The organism is Serratia sp. 506_PEND, from assembly GCF_001076875.1.
GTDB lineage: Bacteria > Pseudomonadota > Gammaproteobacteria > Enterobacterales > Enterobacteriaceae > Serratia > Serratia marcescens.
This window is the reverse complement of record NZ_JVEL01000555.1, coordinates 1-15,076: the sequence shown is the minus strand read 5'-3', so window position 1 is coordinate 15,076 and position 15,076 is coordinate 1. Positions and strand designations below refer to the sequence as shown.

The 15,076-nt window shown below is 61.3% G+C and carries 12 protein-coding genes; 10 read left to right on the top strand and 2 right to left on the bottom strand.

The genetic code is table 11. The features are described 5' to 3' along the window. The first annotated feature begins 160 nt into the window (after nucleotides 1–160). The gene (locus ADK28_RS24395; RefSeq protein ID WP_016929540.1) at nucleotides 161–1,327 is read left to right on the top strand and encodes an MFS transporter; all 1,167 of its coding nucleotides are present in this window, start codon (nucleotides 161–163) and stop codon (nucleotides 1,325–1,327) included. 34 nt (nucleotides 1,328–1,361) lie between these two features. On the opposite strand, the gene ADK28_RS24390 is transcribed toward ADK28_RS24395, so the two are convergent. After that, a complete protein-coding gene (locus ADK28_RS24390; protein WP_028127800.1) occupies nucleotides 1,362–2,111 on the bottom strand; it encodes an NAD-dependent epimerase/dehydratase family protein in 750 nt (249 codons plus the stop codon). 658 nt (nucleotides 2,112–2,769) lie between these two features. On the opposite strand from ADK28_RS24390, the gene bglF reads away from it, so the two are divergent. The 3 genes from bglF to ADK28_RS24375 all read left to right on the top strand — a co-directional run bounded on the left by bglF (nucleotide 2,770) and on the right by ADK28_RS24375 (nucleotide 7,574). Beyond that, a complete protein-coding gene (gene bglF / locus ADK28_RS24385; protein ID WP_033639037.1) occupies nucleotides 2,770–4,635 on the top strand; it encodes a PTS beta-glucoside transporter subunit IIABC in 1,866 nt (621 codons plus the stop codon). Between the two features lie 14 nt (nucleotides 4,636–4,649). Beyond that, entirely contained in the window at nucleotides 4,650–6,053 is a 1,404-nt protein-coding gene (locus ADK28_RS24380) for a glycoside hydrolase family 1 protein (protein ID WP_048796902.1), read from the top strand. Between the two features lie 150 nt (nucleotides 6,054–6,203). Continuing rightward, complete coding sequence (locus ADK28_RS24375) at nucleotides 6,204–7,574, top strand: carbohydrate porin (RefSeq protein ID WP_369803993.1); 1,371 nt, start codon at nucleotides 6,204–6,206, stop codon at nucleotides 7,572–7,574. Here ADK28_RS24375 and ADK28_RS24370 read toward each other — a convergent pair whose 3' ends face one another. Then, nucleotides 7,575–8,174: an HD domain-containing protein gene (locus ADK28_RS24370; RefSeq protein ID WP_048796901.1), complete on the bottom strand. Its 600-nt coding sequence runs from the start codon at nucleotides 8,172–8,174 to the stop codon at nucleotides 7,575–7,577. Between the two features lie 97 nt (nucleotides 8,175–8,271). On the opposite strand from ADK28_RS24370, the gene ADK28_RS24365 reads away from it, so the two are divergent. The 6 genes from ADK28_RS24365 to ADK28_RS24340 all read left to right on the top strand — a co-directional run bounded on the left by ADK28_RS24365 (nucleotide 8,272) and on the right by ADK28_RS24340 (nucleotide 14,925). Next, on the top strand, nucleotides 8,272–8,736 hold the full coding sequence (locus tag ADK28_RS24365) for a MarR family winged helix-turn-helix transcriptional regulator (RefSeq protein ID WP_016929534.1): 465 nt from the start codon (nucleotides 8,272–8,274) through the stop codon (nucleotides 8,734–8,736). A 160-nt stretch (nucleotides 8,737–8,896) separates the two neighbouring features. After that, the gene (locus ADK28_RS24360) at nucleotides 8,897–9,322 is read left to right on the top strand and encodes an organic hydroperoxide resistance protein (RefSeq protein WP_004934114.1); all 426 of its coding nucleotides are present in this window, start codon (nucleotides 8,897–8,899) and stop codon (nucleotides 9,320–9,322) included. A gap of 225 nt (nucleotides 9,323–9,547) precedes the next feature. Continuing rightward, entirely contained in the window at nucleotides 9,548–11,242 is a 1,695-nt protein-coding gene (eptB, locus tag ADK28_RS24355; protein ID WP_016929532.1) for a kdo(2)-lipid A phosphoethanolamine 7''-transferase, read from the top strand. Nucleotides 11,243–11,365: 123 nt separating this feature from the next. Next, a complete protein-coding gene (uhpA, locus tag ADK28_RS24350) occupies nucleotides 11,366–11,956 on the top strand; it encodes a transcriptional regulator UhpA (protein WP_004934117.1) in 591 nt (196 codons plus the stop codon). Further along, nucleotides 11,953–13,497 (top strand): signal transduction histidine-protein kinase/phosphatase UhpB, encoded by a 1,545-nt coding sequence (gene uhpB, locus ADK28_RS24345; RefSeq protein ID WP_033639035.1) that lies wholly within the window; start codon nucleotides 11,953–11,955, stop codon nucleotides 13,495–13,497. Before uhpA ends, uhpB begins: the two co-directional genes overlap by 4 nt. Before the next feature lie 96 nt (nucleotides 13,498–13,593). Then, on the top strand, nucleotides 13,594–14,925 hold the full coding sequence (locus ADK28_RS24340; RefSeq protein WP_048796900.1) for an MFS transporter: 1,332 nt from the start codon (nucleotides 13,594–13,596) through the stop codon (nucleotides 14,923–14,925). Nucleotides 14,926–15,076: the final 151 nt, after the last annotated feature.

Sequence of the window (15,076 nt, the reverse complement as noted above, 5' to 3'; positions counted from 1 at the left end):
CGTGGTTAAGATAGAGTCGGCTGCTGTTTTCCCCCACGATTTTTAACAAAATCGCAAAAGTCTTTTAGCCTCCCGCCTGCTTATCTTTGGTGTGATCAATGTCATACTTTTGGCATCTTAACTTTCCCGCGCTTCGGCAGCGGTTAACCGGAGTTGTTGAATGAAAATTAACTTTCCCTTATTAGCCCTGGCGGTGGGGGCGTTCGGCATCGGCACGACCGAGTTTTCCCCGATGGGGTTGCTGCCGACCATCGCCAAAGGGGTGGACGTCTCCATCCCGATGGCCGGCATGTTGATCAGCGCCTACGCCGTCGGCGTGATGGTCGGCGCACCGCTGATGACGTTGCTGCTTTCTCACCGGGCACGCAGAAGCGCGCTGATCTTCCTGATGGCGATCTTTACCCTGGGTAACGTGCTGTCGGCCGTTGCGCCTGACTACACCACCCTGATGCTGTCGCGCATCATCACCAGCCTGAACCACGGCGCGTTCTTTGGCCTCGGCTCGGTGGTGGCCGCCAGCGTGGTGCCGAAGGAGAAACAGGCGAGCGCCGTGGCGACCATGTTTATGGGCCTGACCATCGCCAATATCGGCGGGGTGCCCGCCGCGACCTGGCTGGGTGAAACCATCGGCTGGCGCATGTCGTTCCTGGCGACGGCCGGGCTGGGCGTGATCGCCATGCTGGGGCTGTGGTTCTCGTTGCCGAAAGGCAGCGCCGGCGCGCGTCCGGATGTGAAACGCGAGCTGTCGGTATTGGTGCGCCCACAGGTGCTGTCCGCCTTGCTGACGACCGTGCTGGGCGCGGGCGCGATGTTCACGCTCTATACCTATATCTCGCCGGTGTTGCAGCACATCACCGATGCGACACCGCTGTTCGTGACGTCCATGCTGGTGTTGATCGGCGTCGGTTTCTCCATCGGCAACTACCTCGGCGGCAAGTTAGCCGACCGCTCCGAAAGCGCGACGCTAAAAGGCTTCTTGTTGCTGCTGGTGGTCATTATGCTGGTGATCCCGTTCCTGGCGCGCAGTGAAATCGGCGCCGCGGTCAGCATGGTGATTTGGGGCGCGGCGACCTTTGCCGTGGTGCCGCCGCTGCAGATGCGCGTGATGCGCGTCGCCAGTGAAGCGCCGGGGCTGTCGTCTTCGGTCAATATCGGCGCCTTTAACCTGGGCAATGCGCTGGGCGCCGCCGCCGGTGGCGCGGTAGTCTCCGCCGGGCTGGGATACAGCTTCGTGCCGGTGATGGGGGCGATTATTGCCGGATTGGCGCTGCTGCTGGTGCTGTTCACCCACCGTCAGGCCGAAAAAGTGGCCTACGTCAACGGTTAAAAACGACAGCGTGCGGCGGGGTTCCCCGCCGCGCTCACTCAAAGCCGAGCAGGCTGAACGCATCGTCCTGCGGGGCGTAGCCGAGCAGGCGACGGGTCTCTTCCAGCGATAAACGCGTGTAGCGGTTATTGGAAACCCCGTGCACCACCGCATATTGCACCCCTTCGACACGAATGCAGCGCTCCAGCAGATCGGCGGCGTCGCGATGGCTGAGAAACGCGCTCATGTCGCGGGCGCTGAGCCGATCGCCCGGGCTGAGGGTGGTGAAGTTGGCGATGCGCACCGACAGGGCGGAAAGCCCTTCCTGATGGGCGAAGTAGGCGGCGATGCCTTCGCCGAACGCCTTGCTGGCGCCGTACAGGTTTTTCGGTTTCGGCGCGTCATCCGGGCGGATTTGGTAATCGAGCGGATAGCCTTCCACCGCCTGCGCGCTGCTGGCGAACACCACCCGGCGGCAGCCGGCGTCTTTCGCCGCGCGGAAGATATTGAAGGTGCCGAGAATGTTGTTGTCCATCAACGAACCGCAAAAGTCGGCATCGGGGGAGGGATCGGCCGCCAGGTGCAACACGGTGTCGATATTGGCGCAGGCCGCGCGGCAGGCGTCGAGATCGGCGATGTTGAAGCTGATGACTTCGTCGCCGGGCCGCAGATCGCTCAGCAGGCTGATGTCTCGTTCCGCCAGGCGCAGCGCGTAGCGATCGCCCATCGCCTGGCGAAACGCCGTGGCTACCCGGCCGCCGGCGCCGGTGATCAGAATCCGTCCCAACTCAGTCCGCAACGTCATGGCCGCTGTCATCCCTACAATCGATTACGCGTTGACCAGTAATAATCGCCCGCGTGACTTTTGTCCAGTCGTTTTAATTAGTCATTCTGATGTTTCTTTCGCCGTCGTCAATTGCGCATGGTGATTTTCGCGCGGGTGAATATCGTGGAATGTTAACGATGTGCAATCAAGTTTGGCGATCTATTTGCCTTATGGATTGCCGGTTGTGACTAAAAAAGTGGGGATTGACAGTGGATGGACGAGCGCTTTGCTTTCGCCTGATAGTGAATTATTAGGTTAGTTAATCTTATGTTTTGCCTGCGGCGGGCGATATTCCGCCCCTCTCTATTCCGCCTGCGCGATATATCACTGCTGCGCTGAAGCCGATAGAGGGCGACAGCCCTTATTTGATACCTCAGATCGGTTTTGCCCGCCCGATCACAGTTCGGCAATTTGCCGACGCAAGGCCTTGCCCCGGCAAAATCCGCGGTGTTAACGTCATAACTCAACCGATTTAGGGTTGTTACTGCTACGGCAGGCAAAACCTAAACCTCGCGTTTCTGTTCCCCGATGGGGCAGAGGCCGCGAGGTTTAGGTTTTTTTTTGCGCCGAATTTCGCCTCAGCGCCAGGCCAGTGCGGGGCGGGGAGCGGCAGAACGCGAAGTCTAAGGATAACCGTATGAAATATGACACATTAGCCAGTGAGATTTTGGCCGGCGTCGGTGGCCGCGACAATGTGAAAAGCCTGGTGCATTGCGCTACCCGCCTGCGTTTCAAGCTGCGCGACGACAATCGCGCCAACGCGGCAGCGCTGAAGAAAAATCCGGGCGTCATCATGGTGGTGGAGAGCGGCGGCCAGTTCCAGGTGGTGGTGGGCAACCACGTGGCGGAGGTGTTCGACGCGGTCAATCGGGTCGGCGGATTGGCTGACGGTGCGTCGAACGGCAGCGATGCGGACGATAAAAAAGACAACCTGCTCAGCCGCTTTATCGATCTGGTGTCCGGCATTTTTACCCCGCTGCTCGGGGTGATGGCCGCTTCGGGGATCCTGAAAGGCTTCCTGGCGCTGAGCCTGGCCTGCGGCTGGCTGCTGGAGAGCGGCGGCTCCTTCAAAATGCTGTTCGCCGCCAGCGACTCGTTGTTCTACTTCTTCCCGATCATGCTCGGCTACACCGCCGGAAAAAAATTCGGCGGCAACCCCTTCGTCACCATGGCGATCGGCGGCGCGTTGACGCATCCGCTGATGATGGCGGCCTTCGAAGCGGCGCAGCAGCCGGGCGCGGTGCGCGAGTATTTCTTCGGCATTCCGCTGACCTTCATCAACTACAGCTCGTCGGTGATCCCGATCATCTTTGCGGCCTGGGTGTCCTGCCGCCTGGAGCCGTTGTTTAACCGGGTGATCCACAGCGCGCTGCGCAATTTCATCACGCCGCTGCTGTGCCTGGCGATCACCGTGCCGTTGACCTTCCTGCTGATCGGCCCGGCGGCAACCTGGCTCAGCCACCTGCTGGCCAACGGCTATCAAAGCATTTACGCCTTTAACCCGATCATCGCCGGCGCCTTTATGGGGGCGATGTGGCAGGTGTGCGTGATCTTCGGCCTGCATTGGGGATTGGTGCCGTTGATGATCAACAACCTGAGCGTGCTGGGGCGCGACACCATGGTGCCGCTGCTGTTGCCGGCGGTGATGGGGCAGGTCGGTGCCACGCTGGGCGTGATGCTGCGCACCCGCGACGCCAAACTGCGGGCGCTGTCCGCTTCGGCCATCGGCGCCGGGATTTTCGGCATCACCGAGCCGGCGGTGTACGGCGTCACGCTGCCGAACAAACGCCCATTCATCTTCGGCTGCATCGGCGGCGCGCTGGGCGGCGCGGTGATCGGCTACTTCCATACTTCGGTTTACTCGTTCGGCCTGGTGAGCGTGTTCACCTTCGCGCAGATCATCCCCGGCGGCGGCATCGACGCCACGGTATGGGGCGCGATCGGCGGCACCCTGCTGTCGTTCGTGTTCGCCGCGCTGGCCAGCTACCTGTTCGGCGTCGCGCCGGCGGAAGAGACGGCGCAGCCTGAAGCCGCCGCGCCGCTTAACCGCAAACAGACCATCCTCAGCCCGATCGCCGGCGACATCGTGCCGCTGGATCAGGTGAACGACGCGACCTTCGCCAGCGGCCTGCTGGGGAAAGGGGTGGCGATCGCGCCGCAGCAGGGGCGCGTAGTGGCGCCGGTGAGCGGCAGCGTGGCGTCGCTGTTCAAAACCAAACACGCCATCGGCATCGAATCGGACGACGGCGCGGAGATTCTCATCCACGTCGGCATCGATACCGTGAAGCTCGACGGGGCGCATTTCACCGCCCACGTGCGGGAAGGCGAGCGGGTCGCCCCGGGCGATCTGCTGATCGAGTTCGACCAGGCGGCGATCCATGCCGCCGGCTATGACACCACCACGCCGATCATCATCAGCAACAGCGATGACTACGTGGACGTGTTGACCAGCGGCCTGTCTCCGGTGCAGGAACAGGCGCCGCTGCTGACTTTATTACGTTAATTGAGGAGCAAGCGATGAACGGCAAGTTTCCGCAACATTTTCTGTGGGGCGGCGCGGTAGCGGCGAACCAGGTAGAAGGCGCGTATCAGGCCGACGGCAAGGGGCTGTCGACCTCCGATCTGCAGCCGCAGGGCATCTTCGGCGCCATCACGCCGCGCGCGGCGGGCGACAGCGGCATCAAGGACGTGGCGATCGATTTCTATCATCGTTACCCGGAGGACATCGCGCTGTTCGCCGAGATGGGCTTCACCTGCCTGCGCACCTCGATCGCCTGGACGCGCATTTTCCCGCAGGGCGACGAAGAGACGCCGAACGAAGCCGGGCTGGCGTTTTACGATCGGCTGTTCGATGAGATGGCGAAATACGGCATTCAGCCGCTGATCACGCTGTCGCACTATGAAATGCCTTACGGCCTGGTGAAGCGCTACGGCGGCTGGGGCGATCGGCGCACCATCGATTTCTTCGAGCGCTACGCGCGCACCGTGTTTGAACGCTACAAGCACAAGGTCAAACACTGGCTGACCTTCAACGAGATCAACATGTCGCTGCACGCGCCTTTCACCGGCGTCGGCTTGCCGCCGGAGAGCGACAAGAGCGCCATCTATCAGGCGATCCACCATCAGCTGGTGGCCAGCGCCAAAGCGGTGAAGGCCTGCCACGAGATCGTGCCGGGGGGCAAAATCGGCAACATGCTGCTGGGCGGCATTCTGTATCCGCTGAGCTGCAAGCCGGAAGATCTGCTGGAAACCCAGCGGCAAAACCGCGACTGGCTGTTCTTCGGCGATGTGCAGGCGCGCGGCTATTACCCGGCCTATATGCAGCGCTTCTTCCGTGAAAACGGCATTCAGGTGGCGATCACCGAGGAAGATCGGCGAACGCTGCGTGAAACCATCGATTTCATCTCGTTCAGCTACTACATGAGCGGCTGCGTCACCGCCGACCCGGAGCAGTATGAGACGGCGCGCGGCAACATTCTCGATATGGTGCCGAACCCGCATCTGGCCAGCTCGGAATGGGGATGGCAAATCGACCCGATCGGGCTGCGCTACCTGCTCAACGTGTTGTACGACCGCTATCAGAAACCGCTGTTCATCGTCGAGAACGGGCTGGGCGCCAAAGACCGCGTCGAGGCCGACGGCAGCATCAACGACGACTACCGCATCAACTACCTCAATGACCACCTGGTGCAGGTGGCGGAAGCGATCGACGACGGCGTCGAGGTGATGGGTTACACCAGCTGGGGGCCGATCGATCTGGTCAGCGCTTCGAAGGCCGAAATGTCGAAGCGCTACGGCTTCATTCACGTCGACAGGGACGATGCCGGCAACGGCAGCCTCGAGCGCCGCCGCAAGAAGAGTTTCTACTGGTACCGCGATGTGATCCACAGCAACGGTGCCAGCCTGAAAGACCGACGCTAACCCTTCAGCCCGGCGGCAAGCGCCGGGCGTTAACTAACGTTATTCGCTGCTGTTCATGATGGGAAATTCTCTCCCAGGGAATGCTGTTGCCCGCAGTCAGCCGTTATGCGGAGAAATATAATAATGATGAAAAGCTTATTACCTCGTTCCATGACCCTGGCGGCGCTGGCGTTGCTCTGTAGCCAGGCGCAGGCGGAAACGCTGCAAACCGGCAAGGACGTCGAAGCCCCCACCGCCAAATGGGAAGGGGTGGCGCTCGGCTTTGAACCGCCGCAGCCCGGGCTGTTGGGGGATATGCTGGGGATCAGGCCGATCCTGGAGGATCATGGCTTCCACTATAACCTCGGCTACCTCAGCCAGCTGTCGTATAACGCCGGCGGCGGTTACAACCACGATAAACAGGCGTCGTATATCGACCAGTTTTCGCTGACCTTCAGCCAGGATTTGCAGGCGCTGACCGGCATTCCGGACGCGGCGATCGAAGGCAATATCGTCAACCGCAACCATGACAACAACCTGACCCGCGATCGGCTGCAGGATCCGCGCGTCGGCCTGACCGATCTGTCGCAGGAGAGCTTTGGCGGGCAGTCGATCACCCGGCTGGGTTGGTTGACCTTCAGCCGCTCCTTCCTCGATCGCCGGCTGCAGTGGCGCATCGGCATGATGAACAAGGTGCAGGATTTCGATCAGATCATCCCCTGCGATTTTCAGACGCTGACGCTGTGCGGCGGCAAGTCCGCTAATTCGTTGACCTGGTACAACTGGAACGTGCATTACTGGGGCACCACGCTGCAATACAAGCTGACCGACGGCCTGACGCTCAAGGGCGGTGTGATGGAACAGAACCCGAGCGCCCCCAGCCGCAGCCACGCCTGGAGCTGGTCCACCAAGGGCAGCAAAGGCTTCCTGTTGCCGATGGAGCTGGAGCTGAAAACCCACGCCGTCAACCAACTGCCGGGGGTGTATAACCTGGGCGTGCTGTTCACTAACGCGCGCCAGAGCGATCTCTATGAAGGGGTGTCCGGCGGGCCGGGCGCCAGCGATCCGCAGGGCTATCGCAGCCACGATCGCACCTGGTTCCTGTATACCGGTTTCAACCAGCAGGTGACGCGCCATGCGGATGACGTCAACCGCGGCCTGAGCGTGTTTTACAGCCTGGGGCTGGGGGATCAGCGCAGCAACTACCTGCACTGGTCCACCTCGACCGGCATCCGCTATCGCGGGCTGTTCGATGCGCGGCCGGACGACTGGCTGGGGCTCGGCGTCTCGGTGGTGAAACTGAGCGACCGCTACAAAGACAATCAGCGTTATCTCAACCAGATGAGTGGCATCAGCGATTATCACGATCCGAATTACCGGCCGGTGCCGGGTCACTCGGTGACGGCGGAGCTCTATTATCGCGTTAATGTCACGCCGTGGCTGCAGCTGCAGCCGGGCCTGCAATACTGGCATCACCCGGCGGGCGTCAGCGAGACGCAGGACGCCTGGGTGACGGCGTTGAAAACGGTGGTGACCTTCTGATCAGGCCGCGTCGCTCTCGCGGTAGCGCCGGCGGGCGTGCTCAAACCAGCTGGCGGGCACGTTGTGCGGCGGCTGCTGCAACCTGAGCAGCCCCTGTTCAACGATATGGCTGGCCTGGCGCCACAGCGTCGGGTCGCCTTCGGTCAGCACCTCCAGCAGGCGCTGTTTCTCGATCAGGTAGGTCTGGGCGAAGTGGCTGTCGTAGTCCAGCAGCGAGCGGGTGTTATCGATAAGATCCGCCAGCTTGATGGTTTTGGCCTGCGGCGACGCGCCGGCGCTGTGGCGCCGAGCGCGGTTTTTGCGCTCGAAGCGGTTGCCGTCCTCGGCGTGGCTGACGTTGGTCAACATCCGCACCAGTTCCGCCACTTTTGGCCCAAAGTGGCTGTCGATATCGCCGAGGGTGGTGGGCGTGTCTTCCACCGTGTCATGCAGCCAGGCGGCCGCCAGCATCTCTTCGGTGTGCGGCACGCTGCGCACCAGCTCCATCACCGCCTGTGGGTGGACGATGTACGGATCGTCGGTGTATTTGCGGCGCTGATCGATGGCCGCATGCGCCTTGGTGGCGTAGCGGCGCGCGCGTTCTGCAAGCGTATTCGTCATTTCCTTTCCCTCCGAGCATCCTCTGCATAAAAAAAAGGTAGCATATCTCACAAGAAATAGCTTGCGATTACATCGCGCACTATCTATATTCACAAGCATGAAAAGCACCGATACCGCACAACCCAACGCGAAGAACCTGCTGCAGCTCGATCAGCAGCTCTGTTTCGCGTTGTACTCCGCCAACCTGGCGCTGCACAAAGTCTACCGCAAGCTGTTGAATCAGCTCGAACTCACCTACCCGCAATACCTGGTGATGATGGTGCTGTGGGAGCGCGATCGGGTGACGGTATCGGACATCGGCGAGCGGCTGTTCCTCGATTCCGCCACGCTGACGCCGCTGCTGAAGCGGCTGGAAACCGCCGGTTTGCTGGTGCGCTATCGCGCCACCGCCGACGAGCGGCAGGTGATCATTGCTCTCACCGAAGCCGGCCGCGCGCTGCGTGAGCGGGCGCAATCGGTGCCCGAGGCGGTGATGTGCGCCACCGACTGCAGCCTGGACGAGATCGTCTCGCTCAAACAGCAGTTGGAAAAGCTGCGCGGCAGCCTGATCGATCAGATTTGACCCGCCGCCGCCGGACGCAAGAACGGCAGGGGTGGTCTACACTGGTTAATAAGCGTCAAAAATAAGTAGTGCGCGATTTAATCGCAAAAGATAAATATGTGACCGGCTTTACTTCGTGGAAGCCGTAGTCATCTCGCCAACCAGCAAGAAGGAATGAACGATGTCTATTGAGAAAGTGGTTTACCGCGCTCACGCCACCGCAACCGGCGGCCGCGACGGCCGTGCGACCTCCTCCGACGGCGTGTTGGACGTGAAACTGGGCGTGCCGAAAGAGATGGGCGGCGCCGGCGGCGAAGTCACCAACCCCGAGCAGCTGTTCGCCGCCGGTTACTCGGCCTGCTTCCTCGGCGCGTTGAAGTTTGTCGCGGCGAAAGAAAAGGTCAAAATCCCGGCCGAAGCCAAGATCGACGGCACCGTCGGCATCGGTGAAATCCCCAACGGTTTCGGCATCGAAGTGCAGCTGGATATCTCGCTGCCGGGCATCGAGCGCAGCGTGGCGGAAGATCTGGTGAAAAAGGCGCATGTGGTGTGCCCATACTCCAACGCCACCCGTGGAAATATCGATGTAACTCTGAACGTTAAGTAAGATTTTTGCCGATATCTGGAAAAAATGGAGGGTTTATCCCTCCATTTTCTTGCGTGCCCTGCCTGAAAATCGCTCAAAAAAACGGTAAATTTTGTCCGTTTTGTGAGAATTCTCTTGATTATTACCCGCAAAATAACGCTTATTGCCGGTTGGCTGAACCAGAAGCCGCAATCAGTGTCTGACTGAGTCAGAACCGCTACACCGTCCCCGGAGCCACCGCGTTACATGAACAAAGTTAAATCGCTATCACAGCAGAATTTATCGTTATTGTTAGCGATCTATATCGGCATCTTTCTAAACCTGTCCGTTTTCTATCGCCGTTTTGATTCGCTGGCGCACGGCATTCAGGGAATTAAGCTTATTTCGGCGGTGACGGAAGTCATCGCTATCGTCCTGTTTACGTTCTTCATCATGCGGCTGGTATCGCTCGGCGGCCGGCTGTTTTATCGCATCGTCGCCTCGCTGCTGGTGTTGATTTCGGTTGCCGCCAGCTACTACATGACGTTTTTCAACGTGGTGATCGGCTACGGCATCGTGGTGTCGGTGATGACCACCGACATCGATTTGTCGAAAGAGGTGGTCGGCCTGCACTTCGTGCTATGGATGGTGGCGCTCAGCGCCTTGCCGCTGCTGCTGATCTGGAAAAACAACCTGCGCTATACCCTGATAGAACAGCTGAAAACCCCTGGTCATCGCATCAAGCCGCTGCTGGTGTTGCTGGCGGTGGTGGCGCTGGTCTGGCTGCCGCTGCGCATGCTGGACGACGAGCAGAGCGTGCAAGAGAAGCTTTCCAACGTCGATTTGCCGAGCTACGGCGGCGTGGTGGCGCACTCGTATCTGCCGTCCAACTGGCTGTCGGCGCTGGGGCTGTTCGCCTATACCCGCTATGACGAAAGCCAGGACCAGAGCACGATGTTCGATCCGGGCAAACACTTCACTTACGTACCGCCGGCGGACATCGACGACACCTACGTGGTGTTTATCATCGGTGAGACCACGCGCTGGGATCACATGGGCATGCTGGGCTACGAGCGCGATACCACGCCGCGGCTGTCTAAAGAGAAGAATCTGGTGGCGTTCCGCGGCGAGTCGTGCGATACCGCCACCAAGCTGTCGCTGCGCTGCATGTTCGTGCGCGAAGGCGGCACCGAGGACAATCCGCAGCGCACGCTGAAAGAGCAGAACGTGTTCGCGGTGCTGAAGGATCTGGGCTTCTCGTCCGAGCTGTTCGCCATGCAGAGCGAGGTGTGGTTCTACAACAACACCGAGGTGAACAACTATTCGTTCCGCGAGATGATCGCGTCCGAGAAGCGCAACGACGGCAAGGCGGTCGACGATATGCTGCTGGTGGACGAAATGAAGGAGTCGCTGGCGCGTTATCCGAAGGGCAAGCACCTGGTGATCCTGCATACCAAAGGCTCACACTACCTGTACTCGCAGCGTTATCCGCGCAGCTATGCGCGCTATCAGCCGGAGTGCATGGGGGTGGATGACTCGTGCACCAAGGCGCAGTTGATCAACGCCTTCGACAATACGGTGCTGTATACCGACAGCTTTATCAGTAATGTGATCGATCAGGTGCGGGACAAGAAGGCCATCGTGTTCTATGCCGCCGATCACGGCGAATCGATCGGCGAGAATACGCACCTGCACGGCACGCCGCGCGAAATGGCGCCGCCGGAGCAATTCCGCGTGCCGATGATCGTGTGGGCGTCGGACAAGTTCCTCGAGAACCCGCAGCACCTCAGCGCCTTTGAGCAGTTGCAGGCGCAGCAGCGCATCGGCAAAACGCATCGCCACGTCGAGCTGTTTGACACCCTCCTTGGCTGCCTCGGATATACGTCTCCCGATGGCGGCATCGTGGACAAAAACAACTGGTGCCATCTGCCGCAGGATAAAACGGCGCCTGCCCGCCTGTAACCTCTCCCGCCGGGTGCCTGCCTTGCGCACCCGGTAATTTCACCCAATACATTCTCTTCATCAATTATTCCGGTGTGCGCATACGGTATACTTGCGCACTTCCCCTGCTAACCGGAGATTTCCATGACCCTGCGCGTGGCGTTTATCGACGATCATGACATTGTGCGTTCGGGCTTTGTGCAACTGCTGTCGCTGGAGGCCGATATTCAGGTGGTGGGCGAGTTCAGCAGCGCGGCGCAGGCGCGCGCCGGCCTGCCGGGGTTGGAAGCGGAAATCTGTATTTGCGACATTTCGATGCCGGACGGCAGCGGGCTGGATCTGCTGGCGGACATTCCTTCCGGCATCCGCGTGGTGATGCTGTCGATGCACGATAACCCGGCGCTGGTGGAAATGGCGCTGGAACGTGGCGCCAGCGGCTTTCTCTCCAAGCGCTGCAAACCGGAAGATCTGATCACCGCGGTGCGCACCGTCGCCGGCGGCGGCGTCTACCTGATGCCGGAAATCGCGCAGCAGCTGGCGCGGGTGAGGGTCGATCCGTTGACCCGCCGCGAGCGCGAGATCGCGCTATTGCTGGCGCAGGGCCAGGAGGTGCGTGAGATCGCCGCCGCCTTGGGGCTGTCGCCGAAAACGGTGCATGTGCACCGCGCCAACCTGTTCGCCAAGCTGGGCATCAACAACAACGTCGAGCTGGCCAGACGGATGCTGAACCTGTGACGCAGCGCCTGATCACCCAGCTGGCGCTGTTTTTCATCTACGCCGCCAGCGCGTTTTGCCTGTGGGGCATCGGCACCGCGCTGATCGACCCCCCCTGGCAGGCGCTGCTGCTGTTTCCGTTCGGCCTGCGCATGGGCATTTTGCTGCAGAGCCCGTACCGTTTCTGGCCGGGGATCCTGCTGGCCGACCTGCTGCTGATGGCATTGCTGGCGGATCAGTTCGGCTACGGCCCGGCGCTGTGGGCGTCGGTGGCGGTGCTGGTGTTGACGGTGCTGCTCAGCCTGCTGGCCTCGCCGTGGCTGTTGCGCCATCAGCAGAGCGACAGCGAATGGCGCTGGCCGCTGTTGCAGGGCGCGGTGGTCGCCATCGCCGCCTTGCTGCAGGCGCTGGTATGGCAACTGGTGAGCGGCGAAGGCGCCCGCGCGCTGTTGCTCGGCCTGACCGGCGGTTTCACCATCGCGCCAACCTGCCTGCTGTTGTGGCACTATCTGGCGCGCCAAATCTGGGTGCCGCTGGAGCCGGGGCTGATCCACAAGCCGGTGGAGCTGCGTCTGGGCCACCTGGCCAGCTATCTGTTGCTGTTTGCGTTCAGCATCTGGCTGCAGCAGCAGGTTAACGCCGCCGAGCTGCGCCGTTTCGCGCCGTTCTGCCTGGCGATCCCTATCGTGTTCATGTCTTATCGCTATGGCTGGCAGGGCGCGCTGTTGGCGACGCTGCTCAACGGCGTGGCGCTGATGGTCAACGAGCCGCCGCAGCCGGAGTCGCACCGCGATCTGCTGCTGTCGCTGCTGGCCCAAAGCCTGACCGGGCTGCTGCTGGGCGCCGGCATTCAGCGCCAGCGCGAACTGAATCAACAGCTGCGGCTGCGGCTGGCGGAGAATCGGCAGCTGGCGCGGGCGCTGGTGACGGCGGAGGAGCAAACCCGGCGCGAGGTGGCGCGCGAGCTGCACGATGAAGTAGGGCAGACCATCACCGTGATCCGCACCCAGGCCAGCATCGTCAAACGTCTGGCGCCGGAACCGGCGGTGATCGGCTGCGCCGACACCATCGATGCGTTGGCGCTGCGGGTCTATGACGGGGTGCACGATGTGCTGACCCAGCTGTGGCCGGCGGCGCTGAACAACCTGCCGCTGTCAGCGGCGGTGGCGGCGATGCTGCGGGAGTCGCTGCCGCAGGACGCGTCGCTGGTGAGCAGCCTGCAGTGGCAGGTGCCGGACGAGCTGCTGGATGAAACGCTGAAAATTACGCTGTACCGGGTGTGTCAGGAAGGGGTGACCAATGTGTGCCGCCACGCCGGCGCCAGCCGCCTGGAGCTGGATGCGCGCCTGCAGCCGCGCAAAGGCGCCGCGCCGCAGATCGCCCTGACCATCCGCGACAACGGCGTGGGCTTCGATGCGGAAAACCATCAACCGGGATACGGCCTGCGCGGCATGCAGGAGCGCATCAGCGCCCTCGGCGGCAGCCTGCGGTTCACCGCTGAACGGGGCGCCTGTTTGAGTGTGATCTTGCCCACAGTTTCACCGGCGCAAACGCAAAACTAGGAAAAACTCCTAACCGCGTCGGGAATCTGGCGTAAGCCGCCCGCGCGCGCGAGGAGCATCATAGCGGCACTTTAATTCAATCCTCTGAGGTTCCACATGTGGTCTTTCCTTAAAAGCCGCCCGGATGCGCCGCAGGTCACCGATCAACGGCAGATCGACGCCAGCTACAAATACTGGCGCATCCAGCTGATGTGCACCATGTACATCGGCTACGCCGCGTTTTACTTCACGCGCAAAAGCTTCAACTTCATCATGCCGGCGATGCTGCGCGATCTGGGTCTGACGATGTCCGACGTCGGCATCCTCGGCACGCTGTTCTACATCACTTACGGCTGCTCGAAATTCATTTCCGGCATGATCAGCGATCGCTCCAACCCGCGTTACTTTATGGGGCTGGGCCTGATCATGACCGGGGTGCTGAATATCTTCTTCGGCCTCAGCTCATCGTTGCTGATGCTGGGCACGCTGTGGATCCTCAACGCCTTCTTCCAGGGCTGGGGCTGGCCGCCGTGCTCAAAAATCCTCACCAGCTGGTATTCGCGCTCCGAGCGCGGCAGCTGGTGGGCGATCTGGAACACGTCGCACAACGTCGGCGGCGCGCTGATCCCGCTGCTGGTGGGCTTTATCTCGCTGCACTTCAGCTGGCGTTACGGCATGATCATTCCCGGCATCATCGGCGTGGTGCTTGGCCTGCTGATGTGCTGGCGCCTGCGCGACAAGCCATCCACCCTGGGGCTGCCGAGCGTCGGCAAATGGCGCAACGACGCCATGGAGCTGGTGCAGGAATCGGAAGGCCAGGGGCTGAGCAACCGCGAGATCATCAAACGCTACGTGCTGACCAACAAGTACATCTGGCTGTTGGCGGTCTCTTACGTGCTGGTGTACATCGTGCGCACCGCGATCAACGACTGGGGCAACCTCTACCTGACGCAGGAAAAGGGCTATTCGCTGATGACCGCCAACTCGGCCATCTCGCTGTTTGAAGTGGGTGGCTTCATCGGTTCACTGGTGGCCGGCTGGGGTTCCGACAAGCTGTTCCGCGGCAACCGCGGCCCGATGAACCTGATCTTCGCCATCGGTATCTTCCTGTCGGTGGCGGCGCTGTGGCTGATGCCGGGCGTGACCTACCTGCTGCAGGCCTGCTGTTTCTTCGCCATCGGCTTCTTTATCTTCGGCCCGCAGATGCTGATCGGCATGGCGGCGGCGGAGTGCTCGCACAAGGATGCGGCGGGCGCGGCGACCGGTTTCGTCGGCCTGTTCGCCTATCTGGGCGCGGCGCTGTCCGGCTACCCGATCGCGCGGGTGATGGAGATCTGGCACTGGAACGGCTTCTTCGTGGTGATTTCCATCGCCGCCTGCCTGTCGGCGCTGTTCCTGCTGCCATTCCTGCGCGCGCAGACGCCGGCGCTGAAACCGGCCAACGCCTGAGTAAAATACGCTGCGCAACCCCGGCGCAGCGCATTATGGCGCTTTTCTCACCACTTGAAGTGCAGGGACAAAAAAGTGATTGACGCCTATAACCGCCAGCAGTAAGATGCGCCCCGCATCGGCGAGTAGCGCAGCTTGGTAGCGCAACTGG

What these genes read in the sequence shown, in the direction of transcription:
- ADK28_RS24395 (WP_016929540.1), top strand. Translation starts at nt 161, where the DNA reads ATGAAAATTAACTTTCCCTTATTAGCCCTGGCGGTGGGGGCGTTCGGC.
- ADK28_RS24390 (WP_028127800.1), bottom strand. Translation starts at nt 2,111, where the DNA reads ATGACGTTGCGGACTGAGTTGGGACGGATTCTGATCACCGGCGCCGGC.
- bglF (WP_033639037.1), top strand. Translation starts at nt 2,770, where the DNA reads ATGAAATATGACACATTAGCCAGTGAGATTTTGGCCGGCGTCGGTGGC.
- ADK28_RS24380 (WP_048796902.1), top strand. Translation starts at nt 4,650, where the DNA reads ATGAACGGCAAGTTTCCGCAACATTTTCTGTGGGGCGGCGCGGTAGCG.
- ADK28_RS24375 (WP_369803993.1), top strand. Translation starts at nt 6,204, where the DNA reads ATGACCCTGGCGGCGCTGGCGTTGCTCTGTAGCCAGGCGCAGGCGGAA.
- ADK28_RS24370 (WP_048796901.1), bottom strand. Translation starts at nt 8,174, where the DNA reads ATGACGAATACGCTTGCAGAACGCGCGCGCCGCTACGCCACCAAGGCG.
- ADK28_RS24365 (WP_016929534.1), top strand. Translation starts at nt 8,272, where the DNA reads ATGAAAAGCACCGATACCGCACAACCCAACGCGAAGAACCTGCTGCAG.
- ADK28_RS24360 (WP_004934114.1), top strand. Translation starts at nt 8,897, where the DNA reads ATGTCTATTGAGAAAGTGGTTTACCGCGCTCACGCCACCGCAACCGGC.
- eptB (WP_016929532.1), top strand. Translation starts at nt 9,548, where the DNA reads ATGAACAAAGTTAAATCGCTATCACAGCAGAATTTATCGTTATTGTTA.
- uhpA (WP_004934117.1), top strand. Translation starts at nt 11,366, where the DNA reads ATGACCCTGCGCGTGGCGTTTATCGACGATCATGACATTGTGCGTTCG.
- ADK28_RS24340 (WP_048796900.1), top strand. Translation starts at nt 13,594, where the DNA reads ATGTGGTCTTTCCTTAAAAGCCGCCCGGATGCGCCGCAGGTCACCGAT.